This is a genomic window from Nonomuraea phyllanthi (assembly GCF_006334985.2).
GTDB lineage: Bacteria > Actinomycetota > Actinomycetes > Streptosporangiales > Streptosporangiaceae > Nonomuraea > Nonomuraea phyllanthi.
The window spans coordinates 24,469-49,789 of the sequence record NZ_VDLX02000010.1 but is presented as its reverse complement, the minus strand read 5'-3'; the positions used below and the strand labels follow the sequence as shown (position 1 = coordinate 49,789).

18 protein-coding genes and 1 other RNA gene are annotated in these 25,321 nt (G+C 71.9%); 12 read left to right on the top strand and 7 right to left on the bottom strand.

Annotated features, from left to right (window positions below; all coding sequences use genetic code 11):
* Positions 1-50: 50 nt before the first annotated feature.
* The 5 genes from FH608_RS25935 to sepH all read left to right on the top strand — a co-directional run bounded on the left by FH608_RS25935 (position 51) and on the right by sepH (position 7,335).
* Positions 51-1,253, top strand: coding sequence for an MFS transporter (locus FH608_RS25935; RefSeq protein WP_139633220.1), 1,203 nt, complete (start codon positions 51-53; stop codon positions 1,251-1,253).
* A gap of 54 nt (positions 1,254-1,307) precedes the next feature.
* The gene (locus FH608_RS25930; RefSeq protein WP_139633219.1) at positions 1,308-2,030 is read left to right on the top strand and encodes a polysaccharide deacetylase family protein; all 723 of its coding nucleotides are present in this window, start codon (positions 1,308-1,310) and stop codon (positions 2,028-2,030) included.
* Positions 2,031-2,071: 41 nt separating this feature from the next.
* Positions 2,072-3,349 (top strand): D-arabinono-1,4-lactone oxidase, encoded by a 1,278-nt coding sequence (locus FH608_RS25925; RefSeq protein ID WP_139633218.1) that lies wholly within the window; start codon positions 2,072-2,074, stop codon positions 3,347-3,349.
* A 79-nt stretch (positions 3,350-3,428) separates the two neighbouring features.
* A complete protein-coding gene (locus tag FH608_RS25920; RefSeq protein WP_139633217.1) occupies positions 3,429-4,208 on the top strand; it encodes a S8 family serine peptidase in 780 nt (259 codons plus the stop codon).
* Positions 4,209-4,368: 160 nt separating this feature from the next.
* A complete protein-coding gene (gene sepH, locus FH608_RS52965; RefSeq protein ID WP_226899896.1) occupies positions 4,369-7,335 on the top strand; it encodes a septation protein SepH in 2,967 nt (988 codons plus the stop codon).
* A gap of 399 nt (positions 7,336-7,734) precedes the next feature.
* Here sepH and FH608_RS25910 read toward each other — a convergent pair whose 3' ends face one another.
* Positions 7,735-9,186: a PH domain-containing protein gene (locus FH608_RS25910; RefSeq protein WP_226899895.1), complete on the bottom strand. Its 1,452-nt coding sequence runs from the start codon at positions 9,184-9,186 to the stop codon at positions 7,735-7,737.
* Between the two features lie 197 nt (positions 9,187-9,383).
* Complete coding sequence (locus FH608_RS25905) at positions 9,384-9,905, bottom strand: PH domain-containing protein (RefSeq protein WP_226899894.1); 522 nt, start codon at positions 9,903-9,905, stop codon at positions 9,384-9,386.
* 617 nt (positions 9,906-10,522) lie between these two features.
* On the opposite strand from FH608_RS25905, the gene FH608_RS25900 reads away from it, so the two are divergent.
* The 4 genes from FH608_RS25900 (at position 10,523) to FH608_RS25885 (ending at position 16,270) form a co-directional block, all read left to right on the top strand.
* A complete protein-coding gene (locus FH608_RS25900) occupies positions 10,523-11,065 on the top strand; it encodes a YbhB/YbcL family Raf kinase inhibitor-like protein (RefSeq protein ID WP_139633216.1) in 543 nt (180 codons plus the stop codon).
* Between the two features lie 183 nt (positions 11,066-11,248).
* A complete protein-coding gene (locus FH608_RS25895) occupies positions 11,249-12,937 on the top strand; it encodes a hypothetical protein (protein ID WP_139633215.1) in 1,689 nt (562 codons plus the stop codon).
* A gap of 79 nt (positions 12,938-13,016) precedes the next feature.
* Positions 13,017-15,260 carry a SulP family inorganic anion transporter gene (locus FH608_RS25890; protein ID WP_139633214.1) on the top strand — a complete coding sequence of 748 codons (2,244 nt, stop codon included), beginning with the start codon at positions 13,017-13,019 and terminating at the stop codon, positions 15,258-15,260.
* A complete protein-coding gene (locus FH608_RS25885) occupies positions 15,257-16,270 on the top strand; it encodes an NAD-dependent epimerase/dehydratase family protein (RefSeq protein ID WP_139633213.1) in 1,014 nt (337 codons plus the stop codon). Before FH608_RS25890 ends, FH608_RS25885 begins: the two co-directional genes overlap by 4 nt.
* Before the next feature lie 118 nt (positions 16,271-16,388).
* Here the strand turns inward: FH608_RS25885 and FH608_RS25880 are convergent, their stop codons facing one another.
* The 5 genes from FH608_RS25880 to FH608_RS25860 form a co-directional block, all read right to left on the bottom strand.
* Positions 16,389-17,528 carry an MFS transporter gene (locus FH608_RS25880; RefSeq protein ID WP_139633212.1) on the bottom strand — a complete coding sequence of 380 codons (1,140 nt, stop codon included), beginning with the start codon at positions 17,526-17,528 and terminating at the stop codon, positions 16,389-16,391.
* 254 nt (positions 17,529-17,782) lie between these two features.
* An RNA gene (rnpB, locus tag FH608_RS25875) (RNase P RNA component class A) lies at positions 17,783-18,172 on the bottom strand.
* A gap of 17 nt (positions 18,173-18,189) precedes the next feature.
* Positions 18,190-19,470, bottom strand: coding sequence for a bifunctional RNase H/acid phosphatase (locus FH608_RS25870; RefSeq protein WP_139633211.1), 1,281 nt, complete (start codon positions 19,468-19,470; stop codon positions 18,190-18,192).
* Positions 19,467-20,207: a zinc ribbon domain-containing protein gene (locus tag FH608_RS25865; protein ID WP_139633210.1), complete on the bottom strand. Its 741-nt coding sequence runs from the start codon at positions 20,205-20,207 to the stop codon at positions 19,467-19,469. Before FH608_RS25865 ends, FH608_RS25870 begins: the two co-directional genes overlap by 4 nt.
* Before the next feature lie 2 nt (positions 20,208-20,209).
* The gene (locus FH608_RS25860; RefSeq protein ID WP_139633209.1) at positions 20,210-21,010 is read right to left on the bottom strand and encodes a Nif3-like dinuclear metal center hexameric protein; all 801 of its coding nucleotides are present in this window, start codon (positions 21,008-21,010) and stop codon (positions 20,210-20,212) included.
* A 94-nt stretch (positions 21,011-21,104) separates the two neighbouring features.
* Here FH608_RS25860 and FH608_RS25855 point away from each other — a divergent pair, with 94 nt between their 5' ends.
* The 3 genes from FH608_RS25855 (at position 21,105) to FH608_RS25845 (ending at position 24,860) form a co-directional block, all read left to right on the top strand.
* The gene (locus FH608_RS25855; RefSeq protein ID WP_139633208.1) at positions 21,105-22,538 is read left to right on the top strand and encodes a flavin-containing monooxygenase; all 1,434 of its coding nucleotides are present in this window, start codon (positions 21,105-21,107) and stop codon (positions 22,536-22,538) included.
* A gap of 155 nt (positions 22,539-22,693) precedes the next feature.
* Complete coding sequence (locus tag FH608_RS25850; protein WP_139633207.1) at positions 22,694-23,722, top strand: dipeptidase; 1,029 nt, start codon at positions 22,694-22,696, stop codon at positions 23,720-23,722.
* Positions 23,723-23,774: 52 nt separating this feature from the next.
* On the top strand, positions 23,775-24,860 hold the full coding sequence (locus FH608_RS25845; protein ID WP_139633206.1) for a M20 family metallopeptidase: 1,086 nt from the start codon (positions 23,775-23,777) through the stop codon (positions 24,858-24,860).
* Positions 24,861-25,321: the final 461 nt, after the last annotated feature.

Here is a 25,321-nt window from a genome sequence, read left to right as displayed (position 1 = left end):
CGGACGTACGGTGCGCAAAGGTTAGCTCGCTCAAGTAAGGAGGAAATGGTGTGGTCGGGCCTTACCGGGGGTTGTTCGACGGGTCCGGCGTCAAGGGGTTCGTGCTGGCGGGTTTCTTCGGCCGCATGCCGATGTCCATGCTGGGCATCGGGGTCATCCTGCTGATCTCCACGCTCACCACCTCCTACGCCACCGCGGGCGCGGTCGCCGCCATGACCAACGTGGCGTTCGCCGTGGCCGCCCCGCTGTCGAGCCGCCTTGTTGACAGGTTCGGGCAGAGCCGGGTGATCCCGCCGTTCTCCGTGACCAACGCGCTGGCGCTGCTCGCGCTGATGCTCTGCGCCGGCTTCCGCCTGCCCGACTGGACCCTGTACGCCACGGGCCTGCTCGTCGGCGCCAGCTCCATGTCGATCGGCTCCATGGTGCGGGCCCGCTGGTCGGTCATCCACGGCGGGTCGAACAAGCTGCACACCGCCTTCGCCTTCGAGTCCGTCGTGGACGAGGTCATCTTCGTCACCGGGCCCGCGCTGGTGACGGTGCTCGCCACGGCGGTGAACCCGTACGCCGGGCTGGTGGTGGCGCTGGTCTCCATGCTCCTCGGCTGCCTGGCGCTGGCGGCGCAGCGGCGCACCCAGCCGCCCGTGCAGGCGGTCAGGGCGGTGGGCGGCACGCCCATCCTCATCCCCGGCATCGCCCTGCTGGCCGGCGTCTACCTGGCGCTGGGCGCGGTGTTCGGCTCCGTCGACCTGATCACGGTGGCGTTCGCGGAGGAGCACGGCGTGAAGGGCGCCGCCGGCTTCCTGCTGGCCTCCTTCGCGGGCGGCTCGATGGTGTCGGGGCTGTGGTTCGGCTCGCGGCACTGGAAGATCTCGCTGCGCGGGCGGTTCATGCGCACGCTCGCGCTGTTCGTGGTGGGGCTGGTGCCGATCATGTTCATCGGCAACCCGTGGATCATGGCGGCCGCGCTGTTCCTGGCCGGCTTCGCCATCTCGCCGACGCTCATCACGGGCTTCTCGCTCACCGAGCGGCTGGTGCCGCCGTCCCTGCTCACCGAGGGGATGGCGTGGATCTCGACCGCGATCGGCTTCGGCGTGGCGGCCGGGGCGTGGGCCGGGGGGCGGATCATCGAGACGTTCGGCGCGTCGCACGCGTACGCCTTCTCCTGGGGCGCGGCGCTCCTCGCCGCGATCGTGGGGATCGGAGGTTCGGGTTTGCTGAGACTTCCGGAGGCTTCTTCACCCGCGAACAACTGATCCGCTACCGTCGGGACATCCCTCGCAACACCCATCACAACGGAAGCTTTACTTATGTCCCGACAAATCAGTTCACTTCTAGCCATCGCGGCTGTCTGCGTCACGCTGGCGCCGGCACCCGCCTTCGCGCAGGCGCCGAAGGAGAAGCCCGTCGACTGCAGCCAGGTCAAGTGCCTGGCCCTGACGTTCGACGACGGGCCCGGCAAGTACGCGGGGACGCTGCTCGACACGTTGAAGAAGTACGACGCCAAGGCGACCTTCTTCCTCGAGGGCCAGTACGTCAACAGCCGCCCCAAGTACGTCAAGCGCATGGTCGCCGAGGGCCACGAGCTCGGCAACCACAGCTACAGCCACCCCGACTTCACCAAGTCGGACGCCGCGACCATCCGCAGCGAGATCCAGAAGACCCAGGACGCGGTCAAGAAGGCGTCGGGCGTCGAGCCCAAGCTGCTGCGCCCGCCGTACGGGCTCGTCGACCTGCAGGTCTCCGACATCGCCACCGAGTTCGGCATGCCGATGATCCTGTGGACCGCCGGTTCGGAGGACTGGGCCAGCAAGAACGTCGACAAGATCCAGGAACAGACGCTGAAGGTGGCCAAGCCCAACGGCATCATCCTCATGCACGACTGGGTGAAGCAGACCGTCGACGGGATGCCCGCGCTCATCAAGACCCTGCAGCGCAAGGGCTACCACCTCGTCACGGTCTCCGACGTGATCAAGGACGAGAAGCTCGAGCCGGGCGACGCCTTCCCGCTTCCCGCCGGCTGGGAGAACTGAGTATCGTTCGCGTCTAGCCGGATGCCGCCGAAGGGGTGCTCATGACGTTCGCGAACTGGGCGCGTAACCAGTCGGGCACCCCCGCCGAGGTGCGCACGCCGGCCTCGGCCGACGACGTCGTCCGCGCCGTGCGGGACGCCGCCGCCTCCGGGCGGCGCGTCCGCATGGTGGGCACCGGCCACTCCTTCACCGGCGTGGCGCTCACCGACGGCGTCATGCTCCGCCCCGGCGCGCTCACCGGGGTCACGTCGTGGGCGGGCGATCGCGTCACCGTGCTGGCCGGCACCCCGATCCGGGTGCTGAACGAGCTGCTCGACGAGCGCGGCCTGGCCCTGGCCAACATGGGCGACATCACCGACCAGACCGTCGCCGGCGCCATCCAGACCGGCACGCACGGCACCGGCCGCGACAGCGGCGGCCTCGCCGACCAGGTCGCCGGACTGGAACTGGTGCTGGCCGACGGCTCCCTGGCCGCCACGGGGCCGGGCGAGGAGCTGTTCGACGCCGCCAGGGTCGGGCTCGGGGCGCTCGGGGTGCTGACGGCCGTGACGTTCCGGGTGGAGCCCGCGTACCTGCTGCACAACCGGCGGCGCAGGCTCCCGCTCGGCGAGATCCTCGACTCGCTCGACACCCTGACCTCCGAGAACGAGCACCTCGACTTCTTCTGGCTGCCGCACACCGACGCCTGCCTGGTCAAGACCAACAACCGCAGCGCCGGCCCCGCCCGGCCGCCGGGCGCGTTCCGGCACTGGCTGGACAACGTGTTCCTGGAGAACACCGTCTTCGGCGCGGCCTGCGCGCTCGGGGCCGGCTTCCCCGCTCTGATCCCGCGGATCAACGCCGTCAGCGCCGCCGCGCTGGGGGACTCCGAGGCGGTGGACACCTCGTACAAGGTCTTCACGGCGCGGCGCGACGTGCGCTTCCTCGAGATGGAGTACGCGGTGCCGCGCGAGCACCTCGCCCAGGCGCTGCGCGAGACCCGGGACCTGATCGAGCGGATGGACTGGAAGATCACCTTCCCGGTGGAGGTGCGGGTCACGCCGCCCAGCGACGCCTGGCTGTCCACCGCGTACGGGCGGCCGTCGGCGTACATCGCCTGCCACGTCTACCGGCCGACGCCCCACCCCGCGTACTTCGAGGGCGTGGAGGAGATCATGACCCGCCTCGGCGGCCGGCCGCACTGGGGCAAGCTGCACACCAGGGACGCCTCCTACCTGAGCACCGTCTATCCCCGCTTCGCGGACTTCACGGCCCTGCGCGACCGGCTCGACCCGGAACGCCTGTTCGGCAACGAGTACCTGGATCGAGTGCTCGGCTAACGCAACCTTAGGTAAAGAGCTGCCTCGAAAACGTGTCCCGGCGTCCGCGCGGGCCGCGCGGCGGGCATCCTCGTAACTCGTGCCCCGACGACTCGGCCTGCCCTCCGTGTACCTCGCCGCGGCCGTGGCCACGGCCGCCACGACCGCCGTCCCTCTCGCCATGACGCCCGCCTCAGGACTCTCCCTGCGGCCCTCCCCGTCCGAACCCACCCACCCCTACATCGTCACCGCGCGCAGCCGGGGAGCGGCCCGCGACCTCGTCGGCGAGGTGCGCTGGCGGGTGCGGCGCTACTACACCGCGGCGCTGCCCGGATTCGCCACCTTCCTCACCGCCGCCGAGCTGGCCGAGCTCCGGACCGACCCGCGGGTACGCGCGATCGAGCCCGACCGCCCGATCCACGCGACGCCCGCCGCCGGAACCCGCCCGCCGAAACGGGCCGCCGCCACCGTCTACGTCGTCGACAGCGGCGTCGACACGGGCCGGCCCGAGTTCGGCGACCTGGCCTGGCGCGCCTTCGACGCCACCGGCGGCACCGGCCACGACTGCGCCGGCCACGGCACCGAGGTCGCCCGGCGCCTGCACGCCGCCGCGCCCGACGCCAGGATCGGCTCGGTGCGGGTGCTCGGCTGCGACGGTTCCGGCACGCTGACCGACGTGCTGGCCGGGCTCGACTGGATCCACCGGCACGCGCGCGGCCCGTCCGTCGCGAACCTCTCCCTGGACGGATCCGGCTCCCCCGCCTTCGACTCCGCCGTACGGTCGCTGGTGCGATCGGGCGTGTCCGTCACGCGCGGCGGCGCGATTCGCCAGAACCCGTCGGCGGCCTCTAACCTCCACATACGCAACGGCGGGCTCTAGAGGAATGGACTCCACAAATGTGACCGGCGTCACACCCTCCCGGGAGTATCCCAGGAAGGCGATGTTCGGACATGCCGGGTACGGTGCTGGCAGGCAACCGGCACACGCGAGAGACTCAAGGGTCCGGGGGAAGAATGGCGACGCTGACGAAGGGACTCGCATGCAGGAGCTCCGACTCGTCGCGGTGAGTGAGGACGGCACCTACCTCGTGCTGGCGACGGCCGGGCGAGGCACCCGCTTCACGCTCCCCGTGGACGACCGGCTCCGTGCTGCCGTCCGCGGCAACTTCTCCCGTCTCGGCCAGTACGAGATCGAAGTGGAGAGTCCGTTGCGCCCCAAGGAGATCCAGGCACGCATCCGCGCCGGTGAAACGGCGGAGGAGATCGCCGCGACCGCCGGGATCCCGGTCGAGCGTGTCCGCTGGTTCGAGGGTCCGGTGCTGCAGGAGCGCGAATACGTCGCCCAGCAGGCGCAGCGGGTGGCCGTGCGCATGCCCGGGGAGTCGGCGCCCGGGCCCACCCTCGGCGATCTCGTGGCGGAGCGGCTGACCAGGCGGGGCGTGCCCACCGACGAGATCGACTGGGACTCCGCCAAGCGCGACGACGGGCTGTGGCGGGTCAAGCTCGGCTACGTGTGGAACGGTCACACGCGCCACGCCGAATGGCTCTTCGACCCGCGCAAGCGGCACGTGACACCCCACGACGACGAGGCCATGCGGCTGTCGTCGGCCGACTTCGACCCCGAGCCTCCCGTGGTGGAGGACACCACGGTGACGCCGTTCACGCCGCGCGTGGCCAAGCTGCAGCCGGTGCCGCCGCTCACCTCCGTGCCGTCGGCGATGCGGCGGGACGCCGCGGAGGAGGTCCCCTCGGTGACGCGGCGCGAGGCCGCGGAGGAGCCCGCGGTCGGCTACAACCCGCCGGCGCGCTCGCCGGAGCCCGGCTACGGGCGCGCCCACGACGCCTCGCCCCCGTTCGACCGCGCCCCCTACGACAGGACCACCGCACAAGACCGCACCGCTGCCCCGCACGACAGGACCACGGCACAAGACCGCACCGCCCCCGTGCACGACAGGTCCAGCGCGCAGGACCGGCCCGCCTCTCCGCTCGACTGGGCGCCGCCGCAGGACCGGACCGCCTCCCCGCTCGGCCGCGACGCCGGGGAGGCGTCCTTCGACGTGCCCGGCACCGGCGCCGGGATGCGGCGGGAGCCGGCCACGAGCCAGGAGCCGGCTTCGCGCGAGCCCTTCCGCCCTGAGCCGCCCGCACGTGAGACCGGCCACGCCCGCCCGGGCGACGCCTCGCAGCGACGCGGCGCGCCTTCACCGTGGCTGCCCGACTTCGGCCCCAGCCGCCCCGCCGACCGCGACGCGGACTCCATCTACGCACCCGCCACCACCCCCGGCCCGGTGGACTCCCACACGGCACCACCCACCACGGAGCGCCCCGCCACCGTGGAGCCACCGGCACCTCAGGCTCGGGTGGAGGAGCAGGCGGTCACCCAGCCACCGATGCCGCCCTCCGTCCCGGCGCACCCGCTTGCCGTAACAAACCCCACTCAGCAGGAGCCGCAGGCACCCGCCGAGCTGGACACGCCCGCACCCCAGGAGCCCACGGGGCAGGAGCCCGTCGAGGTCGAGCCGCCCGTCCAGGCACCGCAGACCGCCGCCGCCCAGGCACCGGCCGCAACGGCGTCGCCCGCCCGCACGGCGTCCCCGTCCTTCAGCGAGCCTCCGTCCCAGACGGAGTCGCCGTCCCACGTGGCGTCCGTGACTCAGACAGAGCCCACCTCTCAGACACAGCCCGCGTCTCAAGCAGAGCCTGCCTCTCAAGCAGAGCCCTCGTCTCAGGCAGAGCCCACCTCTCAGACACAGCCCGTGTCTCAAGCAGAGCCTGCCTCTCAAGCAGAGCCCTCGTCTCAGGCAGAGCCCACGTCCCGCGCAGAGCTGGCGTCCCAGGCGGAGTCGCCATCCGTCCCGGCAACGGCCGACACGAGCGCCGCGGTGGCGCCCGCCCAGCCGACCTCGGAGCCGGCCACCGCGAGCACCACCGAGCCCGCCACCACCGAGGCCGCCCCCGCCGAACCCGCCACCGCCGAAGTGTCCACGCCAGACGCCTCGGACATCCAGACACCCGCCGAGCCGACCGCCGCTCCCGCTCAGACGCCCGCTGCCGCGGACGCGCAGACACCTGCCACTGCGGACGCCCAGGCTCCTGGCGCCGTGGACGGTCAGAAGCAGGACACCGCGGACGTCCGTCGGCCCGAGCCCGTGCCGGCCGAGACGCCGAAGACCGCGGAAGTCGTGGCGGACGCGACCCCCGCCGAGCCGACGCCGACCGAGCCGGCGCTGGACAGCAGCACCACCCAGCCCGCCACGTCAGCGTCCGAAGACGTCGCCCAGCCCGCCGAGTCCAAGAGCGCAACCGCTCCGCAGCCCGCCACGCCGCCGGCGGAGAGCACCGCGCAGCCCGCCACGCCACAAGCGGAAGGTGCCGAGCAGCAGACGGAAGCTCCCGCGCAACCGGCCGAGAGTGCCGCACAGCAGGCCGCGTCGGAGCCCGAGACCACCACCCAGACGCCCGCACCGCAGGCGGAGAGCGCACCCGAGTCGCGCAAGCCGGAGCCCACGACGGCCGACCGGCCGTCCGCACCAGCAGCCGGGAGCGCCGCCGAGCCGCATGCAGCGGAACCGGCGACCTCCGCCCAACCGGCCGCGTCCGAAGCCCGGACCGCTGCCCAGCCGACCGCGTCCGAAGACCAGACCGCGGCCCGGCCGGCCGCGGCGAAGGCAGGCGAGGACGCCGGTAAGCCGGCCGCAGCGGCGGCGGAAGCCGAAAGCGCCGGTAAGCCGGCTGCGGCCGAGGCGCCCGCCGAGGCCGAGCGGCCGGAGCAGGAGGCGAAGCGGCCGGCCAAGGAAGGCAAGCCACCGGCGCCCGCTCCCAAGCCCAAGCCCGCGGTCCCCGCGGCGCGTTCCGGCAAGGACGCCTCCAAGGAGGAGCCGGCAGTGCCCGTGCCGTCCCCGCCGCCCGCCCCGGCCGCTCGCCAGGCGCGCAAGGGCTCGAGAGGGCGCAGGGCTTCGGTCCCGACCTGGGACGAGATCATGTTCGGCGCCCGCCGCCAGGACTGACGACCCCGTTCCAGCAGCCACCGCCGGCATCGCACGGCGTCCAAGGGATGCCCGACGTCCAGGCCGCCCGCAAGTCGGCACCGACGCACGGCGAACCGGCCGCGCTGCCGGCCAGGCTCGGTTCGGTGCGCCGTGCGGCGGGCGCCGACGTTCCGACCCGCCCGGCATGCCCCCAGCGCCAACGATCGCGAGACGGCTCTCATGCGCCGAGTGCCGACGATCGGGGACGGCCGGCATGCGCCGAGTGCCAATGGCCATGAGGCAGCCGCCCTCCGGCCTGCACCGACATCTCCGGCACCGATGCGGTGCCCAGGCGAAACGGTCTGCGGTCCTCAGGCGGCGACCAAGCCTCACAAAGGCCCAGGCCTGGAGGATGACGGCGGGCGGGAGCGGTGGGGGTCAGGGGGTGGGCGGGGTCCGGGACGTGAGGAAGGGGGCGAGCCACTCCGGTGTCACCTCGGCCGGAAACCCGGCCCCCTGCGCCTCCGACATGTCGATCGCCGAGTAGCCGCCCTTGCCGGCCCCCACTCCCGCGATCAGCGTGAGCACCCCCGCCCGCCGCTGGAACCACGTCTGCCGCAGCCGCCAGCCCACGACGGCCCGGCGTTCGATCACGGCCTGGGACCGCCGCAGCGATCCCGAGCGCACAGCCAGCCGGACGCCGTCGTACCCGTGCCCCAGGGACGCGTACCGGTCGAGCCCCAAGGGAACCCCCACCGCGGCGAGCAGCAGCGACGGCACCAGCAGGAACCACCACAGCACCGTCCCCGTCGCGAGGAGGGCGACCGCGCTCACCAGGGAAAGCACCGCCCACGGGAAGACGGCGCGGAACAGGCGGCGGTTGCGGGCCACGGGCGGGTGGGGGCGGAGCGGGGCGCGGTAGGGGCCGATGGCGTCGGCGGTCACCTGGTACGCCACGACTCTCGGCACGTCCGGCAGGAGTTGCCCGCGGGTCTCGGAGTCGCCCAGCCCGGTCACGATGGCCCAGGCGCGTACGACTCCGGCCCACCGCTCGGCGAGCCCGTCCACGATCTCGTAGCCGCGCACCCGGGCGGACTCCAGCGACACGCTGCGCCGGTTGATCAGCCCGCGTTCCGCCACGAGGTAGCCGTCGCGGCGTTTGAGCTGGAAGTCCCAGTTGAAGACCGCGTACATCACCCCGCCGACGAACGGCATCGCCAGCACGAGCAGCAGCACCGCGACCAGCAGCAGGTACGGGTGGTCCCACAGCCACTCCCCCGCGCTCCAGGCGGCGTCCTGGTCGAGGCCGAGGTCGTCGCCCCACTGGAAGGTCAGCCCGATGGCGCCGCCGGCGAGGGCGAAGGGGGTGAGCAGGTACGCGCCCGACAGCGGCCCGTACAGCAGCCACCTGCGCGGCACGCCGATGATCACCCGTTCCCCGGGGCCCGCCAGGTCGGGCGCGTGGGTCTCGGGGCGGGCGGTACGCCGCAGGAGCACGGCGCGGAGGCGTTCGGCCTCCTGCAGGGTGACCCCGTCGAGCTCGGCCTCCTCGTCGCCGCCGCTCGCCCCCGTGTCGATCTTGAGTACGGCGAGGCCGAGCAGGCGGTGCATGGGCGGCGTGGACACGTCCACGCCGCGGATCCGTTCGAGCGGGATGGTGCGGACGGAGCGGCTGATCAGCGAGCGCTTGGTCTCCAGGCGATCGCCGACGATCTCGTACGTGAAGGTGGCCCACCTGATGATCGCGAACACCACCGTGCCGGCGACGCCGAGCGCCGCCCAGAGGTACGACCTGGCCGAGAACCCGCCCACGAACAGCACGCCGACGAGGGGGAGCAGGAGCGAGGGCAGCATGCGTACGGGGTCGATGAGCAGGACCTTCGGGCTCAACCGCAGCGGCAGCCGGACCTGCGGCGGCGGTGGCGGCGGCCCACCTCCCCCTGGACCGCCTGGCGCACCCCAACCCGGCGCGCCTCCATGTGGTGCGCCCCCACCCGGCGCCCCTCCATGCGGTGCGCCTCCGCCTGGGGCGCCTCCACCCGGGGAGCCGCCGCCGGACGGGCCCTCGGGCGGGGAGTCGTGGGGCGTCATGTGGCGTCGTCCCTGAGCGCCTCCGCGCGGTGCGCCAGCTGCTCGGCCAGCCCGGCCGCGACGTGGTGGTCGAGCCCCTTGATGGTCGACGACCCGGCGTGGGACGCGGTGCGGATCTCCAGCGTGGCCAGCCCGAGCATGCGCTCGAACCATCCCTGCGCCTTGTCGACCGTCTGGATGCGGCTCACGGGCACGAACACCCACTCCCTGGTCAGGTAGCCCGACCTGGCGTAGACGACGTCCCCAGAGAGCTCCCAGCGGTGCACGGCGTACCGTATGAAGGGCTCGGTCACCAGGAACGGCCCCAGCAGCACCACGACGGCGGCGGGCAGCGTCCACGAGTGGTCGGCGAACCAGCCGGGCACCCACGACCAGCCGCTCCCGCCCACCCAGTGAGCGATCAGCAGCGAGCCGCCGAGGAACAGCACGAACGCGAACAGCGACTCCAGCAGCCACAGACGCACGGCCTTGGGGGAGACGCGGTTCGCCGGATCGCGCAGCGGTCCAGTTGACGTCACAAGGCCAGCTTAGGGCGCGATACGCGACTTTCGATCTGCTCGTGCCCTGTCGAGATCGCCGGGAACTCCCGGCGTGTCGGGCGCGGGCGGGCCGTACGGCGGTGCCATGCTCGATGGCGGCCGGCCGCAGGCTGTCGAGCTTGGCCACGTCGGCGGCGCCACGTACGTGCCAGCCAGGCCCGGCCAGCGCGTGACCGCACCAGAGCGCGAGCGCCTCACGCAACGTGGCAGCCGCCGTCCGCCCGACGAAGGGCCAGCTCAGGCCAAGTCACGTCATGGCGCCGAAAACCCTTACATCCCGGGCCGATCTGGCGCACCCGGTTTTTGCGACACGGGCACCACAGAGGCAATGTCCGTTTTGTCGGGCGGCCGTACGCGATGCCGCCGAGCGTCCGCCCCGGTGAACCGGCAGGCCAGCCGGGGTCCCCGGTACGGCACCGTTTCGATCGGCGAGGCCCGGCAAGGGCCGCGTCTGTGGCCAAGGTCACTGCACGGATCCCATGATTCCGGCTCGTTTCGGATCCTTTACCGAGGACCGACCATCGAGAAACGGTCTGCGCACCGCCGAGAGCCGCGTAGCATCGTCCGGCATGGGGCTGTGTAACGCGGCATCACACATGCGACGCATCGCCGTCACTGTGACGGTGGTGGCCGCCGCGTTCGCGTTGGCGGGTTGCGGCAGCTTCATCGGCAGATCACAGGCTCAGGACATCACGGAGATCAACGTCTCGAGCCCCGAGCTGCGCGAGGGCCAGCCGCTGCCGGCCGAATACTCCTGCCGCGGTGACCAGGGCAGCCCGCCGCTGCGCTGGTCGAGCAGGCCGCTGCCCGAGGCGAAGTCGATCGCGATCGTGGTCGATTCCCATACGGCGTCCAACTCGGCGGCCGTGCACTGGGTGCTCTACAACATCCCGGCGACCACGACCGAGCTGGGCCCCAACGCCGCGGCCGACCCTCCGGAGGGGTCCGGCCAGGCGAGAGTGACCAGCGGGGAGATGGGCTACGACCCTCCGTGCGAGGAGGGCAGCTACCGCTTCACCGTCTACACGCTGAACGACAGGGTCGTGATCGACAAGGACGACGGGCTCCCCGAGGTCCTGAAGGAGATCGCCGACAAGACCATCGCGCGGGGGCGGCTCACGGCGGTCGACATCGAGTGAGAGCCTGAATACAGCAGGTAGTACGGTGTACCAATTCTTCACTTAGGGTGTGACAACGCTCATAGTGGTCCGACAGAATCAGATCCAATCGTTAGGCACTGGTGATCAAAGGGGGCAGATCGCGTCGATGGCCGCGCGATCTCACCGGCGCCGAAGGGAGGCCATGGCTTTGAGGGTGGTGCAATGATCGCGGTCGTAGTGAGCTTGGTCGCTGTCGTGCTCCTCGTGCTCGTCGTCGTGGCACTGGGCATGCGTTCCATGAACCGCCGGGAGAGCTCTCTCCCTCCGGAACGGCTGAAGGAGATGGCCGAGAAGGAGGAGATGACGCACACGCGGTCCACTGACGAGTTCTCCAAGCACGAGCCGCGCATGGCCAACTTCAGCCCCGACTTCAGCCCCATCGGCGAGCCCAAGCCCAAACCGGTCCGCACCGGTCAGCGTGGCAGGCGCGGCGTCGACGAGTGGGGCAACCCGACCACCGACGACGATGACGAGGAGTTCTGGGCCAACATCCGCAGCGATGCGGAGGAGGGCGGTTTCGGCGCCGGTGGCACCGTGGCGGCCAGGAAGGGCGCCTCCCGCCCCGTCGAGCGCGAGCGGCCCGCCGAGCAGCCCACCGAGCGCCCCGCGGCCGAACGTCCCGCGGCCGAGCGCCCCGCCGCTGAGCGGCCCGCGGCCGAGCGCAGGTCGTCGGAGCGTCCCGCCGCCGAGCGCCGCTCGTCGGAGCGTCCGGCGGCCAAGCGCAGGAGCCGCGCCGCCCAGCCGCAGCCCGCGGCGGCCTCCGCCGTCGACCCCGACGCGACCACCGTCCAGGGCCCCCTGCCGCAGCGCCAGCCCGCCGCGGCGGCGGCCAACCTCGCCGACCTGGTGGAGCCGGCCCCCGGGCGCCGGGAGACCAAGCGCACCCCGTCCCAGGCCGAGTTGGCCGACCAGCGCACGGTGACGTTCGCGGCGCCCGCCGGCGACGTGATGAGCATTCTCGGCGCGGGCGCCCAGCCGGTGCCCTCCCCCCGCCCCGACTCGCTGTCGTCCAACAACTCCAGGAGCGGCACCGGATCGTTCCCGGCCACCAGCGGCTCGTTCCCCGCGACGCCCGCCGCCCGGCCCGCGCCCGTGAGCCAGCCGGCCTCCCTGAGCCAGCCCGCGGGCCAGCCCGCTCCGGCGAGCCGCCAGAGCCCGCTGAGCGCCCCGACCGGCGGCTCGTACGGCAGCGGCGCCCACTCCGCGACCCCGGCCGCGCACGGCAGCGGCTCCTTCCCCGCCGGCCCGGCCGCGCACGGCAGCGGTTCGTTCCCCGCGACCCCGGCGGCCAACACCAGCGGTTCCTTCCCCGCCCAGCCCGCCTCCCTGCACGGCGCGCCCACGAGCGACCCGTTCCCCGCCTACACCAACGCCGCCGAGACCACCTGGACCGACCGGCCCGCCGCCTCGTCCGCCGCCTCGTCCGGCGCCTGGCCCGCCCAGCCCGACATCCTCGACGACCCCGCCCCCGCGCCCTCCTACGGCTCGGGGAGCTCCTGGCCCGCCTTCGAGCAGCCCGCCGCACGCTCCTCCTACCCCGCCTCGTACGAGGTGCGCGCCGGCTGGGCGGTGGCCGACGACAGCGACGCGCTCACCGGCCCCTCCCCCGCCACCGGCGCCCCGACCGCGCCTGGCCGGGTGGTCTCGGCCAACGACGACGTGCTGTCGGCCCCCACGCCGCAGCCGAGCTCGTTCGCGTACGAGACCGGCGACATCACCACGAGTTCCGCGGCGTGGCCCGAGCCGCCGTCGAGCGCGACGTCCTGGCCCGCGTACGGGTCCGACAACGGCAAGGGCGGCAGCCACCGCCGCTCCTCCGACCAGGACCATCCGCACGACTACTACCGGTGATCCCGGGCGCCCATTAATTGGGTAAAACCCCCGTGATACGCCCCTAAAGCGGGGTCGACGGAGCAATAGGGTTTGCTCCATGATCCCCGACACGAAGAGTACCCGGCTGAGCACGCTCAGACATGACGTGCCGGCCTCGCTCGTGGTCTTCCTCGTCGCGGTGCCCCTCTCGCTGGGCATCGCGATGGCCTCGGGCGCCCCGCTGGCCGCCGGCCTCATCGCCGCCGTGGTCGGCGGGATCGTGGGGGGCGCGCTCGGCGGCTCGGCCGTTCAGGTGAGCGGGCCCGCCGCCGGGCTGTCGCTGGTGGTCGTGGATCTCGTCCAGACGTACGGCTGGCGCGCGACCTGCATGATCACCCTGCTGGCCGGGGCCGTGCAGCTCGTGCTCGGCGTCTTCAAGGCGGCCAGGGCGGCGCTCGCGGTGTCGCCCGCCGTCATCCACGGCATGCTGGCGGCGGTCGGCGTGATCATCTCGCTGGCCCAGCTCCACGTGGTCCTGGGCGGCAACTCGCAGCGCTCCGCCGTGGCGAACCTGATCGAGCTGCCCGGCCAGATCGCCGACCTGCACGGCCACAAGGTCGCCGTCGGGCTGCTCACCATCGGGGTGCTCGCGGTGTGGACGCGGCTGCCCAAGCGGGTCAAGGTCGTGCCCGCGCCGCTGGCGGCGCTGGTCGCGGCGGCGGTCACGGCGTGGGCGTTCGGCTGGGAGGTCACGCGCGTGGACCTGTCCGACAGCGTCACCCACTGGGCCTTCCCCGTGCTGCCGCAGGGCGACTGGCACCTGGTGGTGGCGGCGGTGCTGCTGGTGGCGCTGCTGGCCGGGTGCGAGTCGCTGCTGTGCTGCGTCGCGGTCGACAAGCTGCACGGCGGCCGGCGCGCCGACCTCGACCAGGAGCTGACCGGTCAGGGCGTGGCCAACATGGTCAGCGGTGCGCTCGGCGGCCTGCCGCTGGCGGGCGTGATCGTGCGCAGTACCACGAACGTGCGAGCCGGCGCGCGCACCCGCTGCTCGACGATCCTGCACGGGGTGTGGGTGCTGGTGTTCGCGATCGGGTTCGGCTGGACGATCCAGCTGATCCCGCTGGAGGCGCTGGCGGCGTTGCTGGTGTTCATCGGCGTGCAGATGGTGAACCTCGCTCACATCAAGAAGGTGCACGGCCACGGCGAGGTGCCCGTCTACGTGGTCACCATGCTCGCCGTGATCCTGCTCGGCCTGGCCGAGGGCGTGCTCGCCGGGCTGGCGCTGGCCGCGCTGCTCGCGTTGCGCCGCCTGACCCGGGTCACCGTGCTGAAGCACGAGGAGCGCGACGGACGGGTCCAGGTGACGATCTCCGGCTCGCTGACGTTCCTGGGGGTGCCGAGGCTGACGCGCGAGCTGCGCGCGATCCCGCACGGCGCCGCCGTGGACCTCGACCTGAACATCGACTTCATGGACAACGCCGCCTTCGAGGCTCTCCACTCCTGGCGCCTGGACCACGAGCGCATGGGCGGCACGGTCGACATCGACGAGCTGCACGACGAGTGGTACACGCTGGCGGCCAGCGGCGGGCGCATGTTCCCCGTCAAGTCGCCGCCCAAGGCGCCGGACCGCTGGTGGCTGCCGTGGGCGCACCGGCGCCGCCGTCCCGTCACCACGCCTGGCCCGGCCGGGGCGGAGTGCCAGCTGACGGTGGGGGCGCGCGAGTTCCACCGGCGTACGGCGCCGCACCTGCGGCCCATCTTCACCGAGCTGGCCCGCAAGCAGCAGCCGACGCACCTGTTCATCACGTGCGCGGACTCCAGGATCGTGCCCAGCCTGATCACCGCGAGCGGCCCCGGCGACCTGTTCACGGTGCGCAACATCGGCAACCTGGTGCCGCGCAAGGGCTCCGAGCCGCACGACGACTCGGTGGTGGCGGCGATCGAGTACGCGACGCAGGTCCTGGGCGTGCACACGATCACCGTCTGCGGCCACTCCGGCTGCGGCGCGATGGCGGGGGTGCTGAGCGGAGGCGTGCGGGCGGGCAGCCTGCCGGGGCTGAGGCGGTGGCTGCGGCACGGGAACCACAGCCTGGCCAGGTTCATCGAGACCGAGGGCGATCGGCTGCACAGCGGCGCCCTGGACGTGCTGTGCCGGGTCAACGTGCAGCAGCAGCTCGAGAACCTGCGCACGTACCGGAAGGTCGACGAGCAGGTGCGGGCCGGCAAGCTGGAACTGGTGGGGCTCTTCTTCGACATCGCCTCCGCGAGGGTGCACATGGTGCCGCCGGTACGGCCCGGTCTCTCAGCTCTGCGTGAAGACGGGCGGACCGAGGCCGGCGATGGGCGAACAATGATCGTATGAAGTTGCTCATCATCGGCGGCACGCGCTTCCTCGGGCGTGCCGTCGCCGCCGAGGCGCTGGCCCGCGGGCACGAGGTCACGACGTTCAACCGGGGCCGCACGGGCTCCGACCTGCCGGGGGTCGAGGCCGTGCGCGGCGACCGCGAGTCGCCCGCCGACCTCGCCCGGCTGGCCGCGGGCCGGTCATGGGACGCCGTGGTCGACACGTGCGGCTACGTGCCGCGGGTCGTGGGGCGGTCGGCGCGGGCGTTGTCCGGGCATGCCGGCACATACGCCTTCATCTCCAGCGTCTCGGCCATCGACGGCTTTCCCGGCGAACCGGCCGCCGAGGGCGCGCCGGGGTTCGCGTGCGAGCCGGACGCCGGGCCCGACGACGGCGACTACGGCGTGCTGAAGGCCGGCTGCGAGCGGGCGGTCACGGCCGGTTTCTCCGGAAACGCGCTGGTGGTGCGGCCCGGCCTCATCCTGGGGCCGCACGAAGACGTGGGCCGGTTGCCGTGGTGGCTGACGAGGATCTCGCGCGGTGGCCGGGTCCTCGCGCCCGGCGACCCGCAGACGCCGATGCAGCTCGTGGACGTACGCGACGTGGCGATCTTCACGCTCGACCAGGCGGAGCGCGGCGCGTCCGGCACCTTCGTGGCGACGGGGCCCGCGGGCAACACCACCTACGGCGAGTGGCTGCGCCTGTGCCGCGAGGCGACCGGGTCGGGCGCGGAGCTGGTCTGGGTCGACAGCGCCTTCCTGGTGGAGCAGGGGGCGGGGACGTTCGTGGAGCTGCCGCTGTGGGGCGGTCCGCCGTCCGCGGAGACCGGCCACTTCTGGAGCGTGCCGACGGCGGAGGCGGAGGCCGCCGGGCTGCGCACCCGCCCGGTGGCGGAGACGGTGCGCGACACGTGGGCGTGGCTGCGGGAGGTCCCCGAGGAACGACGGAGCTACGGCGTCAAGATGCGGCACGGCATGGCGCCGGAGAAGGAGGCCGCCATCCTCGCGGCCTGGGACAGCCGCTCCTGAGACGCCGCTCGGGGTGGGCGACCCGCGCACGGCGGGCGCCCATGGCGGGCGACCGGCCTGCGGGACCACCACGGTCACTCATCGTGGTCCCGACAGTGCGATGTGCCCGTCCGGCGCTTCAGTAGAGAGGCTTGAAGCCGTCGATCGTACGGCCGCCGATCTTCATGGAGTCGTTCGCCGTCTCGAAACGGTGCATGGTGAGACCGAGGAAGTATGCCGCCGGGGCGAGCTGGACGGCCGCGATGATCATCGTCGCCCACTTGCTGCCGATGCGCTCCCTGAACGCCTGCAGTACGGGGTTGCCCGGACCCGCGAGATAAACGGCGAGGAGAAAGCCGAGAGAGATCCCGCTGAACCACAGGGCGTAATAGTAAATCCTCTGGAGTTCCTCGATCGTCTCCCTGAGGGCCTTGGAGAGCCGGCGAACCCGGTTGGCGAGCTGCGCTCCCGCCGCCATGTACGCGACGAGCCGGGCGTCAGAGGAGTCGCTGGCGAGGCCTTCCTCCCAGGCGGCCGCGATCGCCTCCCGGACCTTGCCCGCCGAATGTCCGAACAGGTCGCCTGTTCTGTCTTGCAGGTTCAGCCACTTGAGCTGGGCGTTGAACAGGTCCTCATCGGACGGGATGACCAAGCTCTCCCACGCCAGTCCTGCGACGATGAGGCTCCAGCTCAGCCGCTTGCCCAGCATCAGTTCCCGTTGCGTCCGCTTGCTGAGGTCACTGACATGTGACGCGTACGTGGTCGAGGGCCTGGGACGGCTCGTGTCCTCGTACCACTTGGCCATCTTGTCGCTCTGTCGTGCATTATGCGCGTCTATGGCATCCTCGGTGCTGGAGGCCATCCCGAGCAGCAAGCCCGCGCCGACCGCTGTGAATCCAGTCCCGTAATGGGCCCTGTTCCACACGGAGAGAGTCGACTCCCTGCTGTAGTCGGGCTCACGCGCGTCGGCGACGGCCGCGAGCACCCTCTTCGCCGCCTCGCTTTCCGCGACGTCGTAGCCGTGCTTGGTCCGGCCGATTCTCTCTCCCAAATCTATGGAGTGCTGACGGGCATAGCGATACTGGTCTTCGAGGTCCGCTTCGATCGCGTTGAACTGCCACCTGGCCGGCTCACCCGCTGGAGCGAGCGCGAACCGAGGCAGCCGGTCAGCCAGGTAGTCGCTGGACAACAGCCCGATGATCTCACCCATCTTGCGGAGGTTGAACTCCTCCTTTCCGAGTTCGGTGCTGTTGACTTCGAATCCCTCGTTCGAGCTCACGTATTGACCTCATATCCGGCTCCGACAGGCCGCGCATGCCGCTCACAAGCTTCGCGTGACGTTGGCGCGATCACCCTAGTGATCAGCTCAAGGGGCGGCAACCCAGGCGGGCCTGGGCATTCGTCGCTCGGTCGGCCGGCTCGAAGCCATCGCCCGGAGCCTCCGCCAGCGCGTTCGGATCGTCACCGGACGTGGCCCAGGCGTGCTCCGACCTTGGAGAGTGCCCGTTCCCTCCCAGGTCAGAGAGGGAACGGGCGACGAGTCGGCCTGTAGGCCGGGTTCTGTCCTTCCTGGAGGAAGGGGCGACCATCCATCTAGGGCCGCCGTTGCCGGCGGCCTCGAGCGGTCTACCCGCGCGGCTCGGGCGGGCAGCCCTCGAACGTCGCGCGCGGGACGCTCCGGAGAGCGTCCCTTCTTGACCTTGCTCCGGGTGGGGTTTACCTAGCCGCCCACGTCACCGTGGGCGCTGGTGGTCTCTTACACCACCCTTTCACCCTTACCTCCCGTCGACCGGGAGGCGGTCTGCTTTCTGTGGCACTGTCCCGCGGGTCACCCCGGGTCGGCGTTACCGACCACCCTGCCCTGTGGAGCCCGGACCTTCCTCGGCGGGCCGCAGGGCCCGACGCGGCCGCCCGGCCGGCTCGTCCGCGAAAGTCTACCGTTATCCGCGGTGCAGGTGCGAGGTGTCGTTGAACGACTTCACCACGGCCGGGCCGTCCGCGTAGTACTCGACGAGCGACAGGCACGCCAGGTCGAGGTGCATGCGGTAGAGCGACTCCAGCGGCGCCATGAGGGCCAGCCGCAGCACCATCTTGATGGGCGTCACGTGCGAGACCACGAGGACGGTCTTGCCTTCGTACCGCTCCACCAGCCGATCGCCCGCCGCCCGCACGCGGCGCTCGGTCGAGGCGAAGCTCTCGCCGCCGGGCGGGGCGGCCTCGGGGTCGGCGAGCCACGCGGCCAGCTCGGCCGGCCAGCGGCGCTGCACCTCGGTGAACGTGTGGCCCTCCCACGCGCCGAAGTCGAGCTCCCTGAGGTCGTCGTCCACGTCGATGTCGAGCCCGGTCCGGCGGGCGACCGCCTCCGCGGTCTGCCGGGCGCGCTTGAGCGGCGAGGAGACGATCGCATCGGGCAGGTACGGCTCGCGCGACAGCCGCTCGGCGGCGGCGGCTGCCTGGGCCAGGCCGTTGGGCGTGAGCTCGGCGTCGCCCCGGCCCGAGAAGCGGCGTTCGATCGAGAGCTCGGTCTCGCCGTGCCTGAGCAGCAGCAGTGACGTGGCCACACGGGTGGGCGGGCGCCAGCCGGTGCCCTTGGCGCCGCGCTGCTGGGCGGTGGCGATGGAGGCGGCTGGGGCGGATATTTCGGAGATGTCGCCTGCGTCGAGCAGGTCCGTCTGACGTGCCGTGCCCGCCGCCTTCGTGCCCGCCGCCTTCGTGCCCGAAGGGCCTCGCGCGCCGGACGGCGCCGGCGCCTCCGGGGGCTCGTGCGCGGCGGGCTCGGCCGTGCCGGTCGCGGTCCAGGTCAGGCCCTTGGCCGCGGCGTCCATGGCCTCGTTGGCCAGGCGGTCGGCGTGCTTGTTGCGCTCGCGCGGGATCCAGGTCCACTCCGTCACCCGCAGCCGCCTGACGAGCGCGCCGGCTTCCACCGCGAGCGGCCTGAGCCCTTCGTTCTTGATCTTCCAGCGGCCCGCCATCTGCTCGATGACCAGCTTCGAGTCCATGCGTACGGCCACCGGCGCCCCCTCGCCGCCCAGCCGCAGCGCGGCCTGGAGGCCGGCGATCAGGCCGCGGTATTCGGCGACGTTGTTGGTGGTCACGCCGATGGCCTCGGCCGACTCCGCCAGCACCCGGCCGTCGGAGGCGTCCTTGACGACCGCGCCGTAGCCGGCGGGGCCGGGGTTGCCGCGCGAGCCGCCGTCCGCCTCGATGATGTAGGAGGTCACAGCCCCGATTCTGCCGTACGTACGAGGATGCGGCGGCACTCGTCGCAACGGAGCACCTCGTCGTGGGGCGCGGCCTTGATGCGGTTCATCTCGGCGATGGACAGGGCGACCTTGCAGCCCTGGCACCGGCCGGCACGCAGCATCGCGGCGCCCACGGCGTACTGGTCCTTGAGCTTCTCGTAGAGCGCGAGCAGGTCGGCGGGGATGTCGCCGGCGACGGTGGCGCGCCGGGCCCGGACCTCGCCCGCCTCCTTGTCGATCTCCTGGAGCGCCTCGTCGCGGCGGGCCTCGGCGGCGGACAGCACGCCGGCGAGCTCGTCGCGCTGCGCCACCAGGTCGGTGACCCTGGTGTCGGCCGCCTCCTTGCGCTCCATGATCTCCAGCACGACCTCCTCCAGGTCGCCCTGGCGCTTGTGCAGCGAGGCGATCTCGGACTGCAGGCCGGCCAGGTCGCGCGGCGAGGTCACGGCGCCGGAGTCGAGGCGCTTCTGGTCGCGCTCGGCGCGGGCGCGCACGGCGTCGACGTCACTCTCCGCCTTGGCCTGCTCCCGCGCCAGGTCGCTCGCCTCGGTCTCGGCCTCGATCACCTGCGTGGCGATCTTGGCGAACAACTTGGACCGCTCGTCGATCTCGGCCAGCTCGGGCAGGGTGCGGCGGCGGTGCGCCAGCCGGTCGACCACCGAGTCGAGCTCTGCCAGGTCGAGCAGTCTCTTCTGGGCCTCAGGGGCTGCTTTCATGATCAATATCCTCTTGTCCAAGCATCGGTGACCGCGGCGGAGACACGCGTTTCAACGGTAACGCCACTGGAACGCAGGATGGACGCCGCGCTCTCCAGCCAGGGCCACTCGGTCGCCCAGTGCGCGGCGTCGATCAGCGCGGGTCCGCCCGCCTCCACGAACTCGCTGGCCGGGTGGTGCCGGAGGTCCGCCGTGAGGAACACGTCGACACCGGCGGCCTTCGCCGTATTCAGGAGCGAATCGCCCGCACCCCCGCTGACCGCCACGCGCCGGACGGGGCGGGACAGGTCGCCCGCCACGCGGATGCCTCCGGGCGTGTGGGGCAGGCCCTTGGCCACCTGCGCCGCGAACTCCCCCAGCGTCATCTCCGTGGCCGGCTCTCCGACGCGGCCGAGGCCGCGCCACGGATCGTCGGGGAACGGCTGGAGCGGCATCAGGTCGTCGACCAGCCCGACCGCCTTGGCCAGGGCGTCGGAGACGCCGGGATTGGCCACGTCGGCGTTGGTGTGGGCGGTGTAGAGGGCGATGTCGTTCTTGATCAGGGTGCGGATCAGGCGGCCCTTGGGCGTGGTGGCCGCCACGCTGGTGGTGCCGCGCAGGTAGAGGGGGTGGTGGACGACGATCAGGTCGGCCCGCCACTCCAGGGCCTCGTCCGCCACGGCCGCCACCGGGTCGACCGCGAACAGCACCCGCCGCACCTCCTGCGCGGGGTCGCCACTGACCAGACCCACGGCGTCCCACGACTCGGCCCGGGCGGGCGGGTAGGCCGCCTCAAGCACCTCGATCACGTTCGTCAACGTCAAAGCAGCCACCTGGGCAGACTATCGGCCCGCGGGAGGGTGTCGTTGGAACGGCGTTCGGCGTACTGTAAGTGGATCCTGACTTGCGGAGGGCGGCATGTCACGACCACGCGTCGCGATCATCGGGGCGGGATTCGGCGGGCTGTGCATGGCGATCCGGCTCGAACGGGCCGGGATCCGCTCGTACACCGTCTTCGAGAAGGCCGACCGGCTCGGCGGCACCTGGCGCGACAACAGCTATCCCGGGGCGGGGTGTGACATTCCCTCGCATCTTTACTCGTACTCGTTCGAGAAGTACGGGAGCTGGACGCGCCGTTACCCGGAGCAGCCCGAAATTCTTGAATACCTTGAGCATTGCGCCGATAAATACGACGTCAGGCGAAAGATCCGCTTCGGCACCGAAGTGCGGCGGGCCGTTTTCGACGGCTCGTGGTGGCAGCTCACGAGCGGCGGGCGTACGGAGGAGTTCGACGTGGTCGTCATGGGCGTCGGCCAGCTGAACCGGCCCCGCCTCCCCGACATTCCTGGAATGTCAGACTTTGAGGGCGTCTCCTTCCACTCCGCCCGCTGGGACCACGGCCACGACCTCACCGGCCGGCGCGTCGCCGTGATCGGGAACGGCTCGTCGGCGGCCCAGCTCATCCCGCGCGTCGCCGAGCAGGCCGGCCACCTGTACGTCTTCCAGCGCACGCCCAACTGGGTGATCCCGAAGCCGGACGCCGCGTTCGGGCCGAGGACCAGGGTCGCGTTCCGCTTCGTCCCCGGCCTCCAGCGCGCCTACCGCGAGTGGATCTACCGGTACGCCGAGACCACCCTCTACCCCGCGCTCGCCCAGGGCTGGAGCACCGAACTGCTCAGGAAACGCGCCCTGCGGCACCTGCACGACCAGGTGCCCGATCCGGCGCTGCGGGCCAAGCTCACCCCCGACTACCCGCCGGGCTGCAAGCGGGTCGTCATCGACAGCGCCTTCTACCCCGCGCTGACCAGGCCCGACGTGGACGTGGTGACGGACAAGATCGTACGTGTCACGCCCAAGGGCGTGGAGACGACCGAGGGGCTGTGCGAGGTCGACACGATCGTCTACGCCACCGGCTTCAAGAGCACCGAGTTCCTGGCGCCGATGGAGATCACGGGGCGCGACGGCCTGACGCTGGAGGAGCGGTGGCGGGGCGGCGCCGAGGCGTACCTGGGCATCTCGGTGCCCGGCTTCCCCAACCTCTTCCTCCTGTACGGGCCCAACACCAACCTCGGGCACAACTCGATCGTCTTCATGATCGAGTGCCAGGTGCGGCACATCATGGCATGCCTGCCGTACCTGTCGGACCACGGGCCGATCGAGGTGCGCCCTGAGGTCATGGAGGCGTGGCGCAGGCAGCTCGACGCCTCGATGGCGCGGATGGTGTGGGGCGGCGGGTGCCAGAGCTGGTACAAGACGGCCGAGGGGCGCGTGACGAACAACTGGCCCGGACCCACCACGCTCTACCGCAAACTCACCGCCCGGCCCCCGGCCCCCGCCTACCGCCCCGTCTAGCCCACCGCCCCACGACCGGACGCCGGGGCCCTCGTCGCCGGACGCCGGAGCCTTGCCGCCGGACGGCGGGGGCCCCCACGGTCGTACACATGATCCAAAAGATCCGACCCAGGACGCATTGGAGCAGGTCCAGCCCTCGCGATAACGTCCAACGCATGACGCTTTCGCTGCACCAGCGCGCAGTCGTGGCCGACACCCACAACGACCTGCTCATGGCCGTCTCCGCGAGGCCGCCCCAGCAGTGGGCCTCGTTCTTCCGCGAGAGATGGCTCCCCCAGCTCCTCGACGGCGGGGTCAACCTGCAGATTCTGCCGGTTTTCATCGACGACCAATACCGGCCGGAGGGTGCGCTGCGGCAGACGTTGCGCATGATCGAGTGTGCGCACGTGCTCGCCGAGGGAAACCCCGATCATGTCCGGCTGTGTCTTGACGCGGGCGACATCGACCGGGCGCTCGACCAGGGCAAGATCGCTCTGGTGATCGCGCTGGAGAGCATGCCCGGCATCGACGCGGACGTCGAGCTGATCTCGACCGTTCACCGGCTTGGCGTGCGAGTGGCGTCGATCGCCCACTTCGGCCGCACGCCGCTGGCCGACGGCAGCGGCGAGGACGCCACGGGCAGCGGCCTGACGTCCCACGGCGTCGAGGCGCTGCGGGAGATGGAGCGGCTGGGCATCGTGTTCGACGTGTCCCACCTGGGTGCGTCCGGCGTGGCCCACGTCCTGGAGCTGACCGCCAAGCCCCTTCTGGCCACCCACTCCTCCGCCCGGGCGCTGCGCGACCACCACCGCAACCTCACCGACGACCAGCTCCGCGCGGTGGCCGCCACGGGCGGCGTGATCTGCGTCAACTTCTTCGCCCCCTTCCTCGCCGACCGTGAGGAGGACATGACGCTCGACCGGCTGCTCGACCACATCGAGCACATCGCCTCCGTGGCCGGGATCGACCACGTCGGCCTGGGCCCCGACTTCATCCGCGAGGTCATGGACGATCTGACGCCGCCGTGCTGCGAGGGCCTCAACACGAGGGGCGTCGACCCCAAGTCGGCCATCGCCGGCCTGGAGGGACCCGCGGGGCTGCCCATGGTCACCGAGGGCCTGCTCGCCCGCGGCGTCCCGGAGAAGGACGTCACGAAGATCATCGGTGCGAACGTGCACCGCCTTCTCGGGGAGCAACTGGCGTGATGGGCGTCCTGGACAAGGCAGTGACGACGGGCGGCTCCAGCGGGGGGACGGCATGATCGAGGATCTTGAAGAGCTGGTGTGCTGCGAGTCGTTCTCCAGCGACCTGGAGGCGGTGGCACGCAGCGCGAGGGTCGTGGCGGCGATGGGCGCCCGCCATCTGGGCGCGCAGCCGGAGTTCCTGGTGATCGACGACGTCACGCACCTGCGCTGGACGTTCGGCACGCCCAAAGTGCTCCTGCTCGGCCACCATGACACCGTGTGGCCGATCGGCTCCCTGACCACCCACCCCTGGTCCGTGACGGACGGCGTGGCGCGGGGGCCGGGCGTCTTCGACATGAAGGCGGGCCTGGTGCAGACGTTCCACGCGCTGGCGGGGCTCGACTCGCTCGACGGCATCACGCTGCTGATCACCGGCGACGAGGAGGTCGGCTCCCGCACCTCCTCGAAGCTGATCGAGGAGGCCGCGCGCGGGCCGGTCGCCACCTTCGTCATGGAGGCCAGCGCCGACGGCGGCGCACTGAAGACGTCCCGCAAGGGCACCTCCGACTACACCGTCAAGGTTCACGGGAAGGCGGCGCACGCCGGGCTGGAGCCCGAGAAGGGAGCGAACGCCGGCGTCGAGCTGGCCCACCAGATCCTGGCCATCGCCGCCCTCGGCCAAGGTCCCACGACGGTCACGCCGACGATCCTGTCGGGCGGGACGGCGCTCAACACCGTCCCGGCCGCCGCCTCGGTCGGGGTGGACGTGCGCGTGGCCGAAGCGTCGGAGCAGGCCCGCGTGGACGCGGCGATCCGCGCCCTGGAGCCGGTGGTGGCCGGCACCACGCTGGAGGTCCAGGGCGGCTTCAACCGGCCACCGCTCGAGGCCACGATGTCGTCGTCGCTGTTCGCCCTGGCGCAGGAGCTGGCGGCGGGCCTGGGGCTGGGCCCGCTGACCTCCGCCTCGGTGGGCGGGGCTTCCGACGGCAACTTCACGGCGGGAGTGGGCTGCCCGACCCTCGACGGCCTGGGCGCGGTGGGCGGCGGAGCCCACGCGGACAGCGAACACGTCGTGGTCGCCGAGATGCCCCGGCGCACCGCCCTCTTGCGAGCCCTGATCGAAGCCGTACAGAACGGAGCGCCGACCGGGGCCGCCTGACGGCGCTTACCCGCACGGCCCAGAACGGCGACCCGCCACCCGGGGTGGGCGGCGGGTCGCCATGCGGCGTCGACGGCCACGCCCGCGCGAGGCGTGGATCGCCGAACGCGGGCGGCGGGTTCTCGTGCGGCATGAACGGCCGGTCGTCGCACGCGGCATGGACGGCGTAGGTGGCGTGGGCGGTGCACGCGGCGTGGGCGGTGCACGCGGCGTGGGCGGTGCACGCGGCGTGGGCGGTGGACGCCGTACGTCATCAGACGGCGGGTCTCATATCCCGTCGGCCCCTGAACGCCGGCGGCCGTGTGCTGCGGACTTCGAGGCGATGGGGGTAGAGGGAGCGGCGGGGCGAGAGAGGCGGATGATGCCTGGTTGAGCTGATGATGAGCGGATCGGTGAATGGGCTGAATATGGCGCCATGCGGTTTAACTGGCTATTCCACTGACATTTCCTAGCTCTGTAAT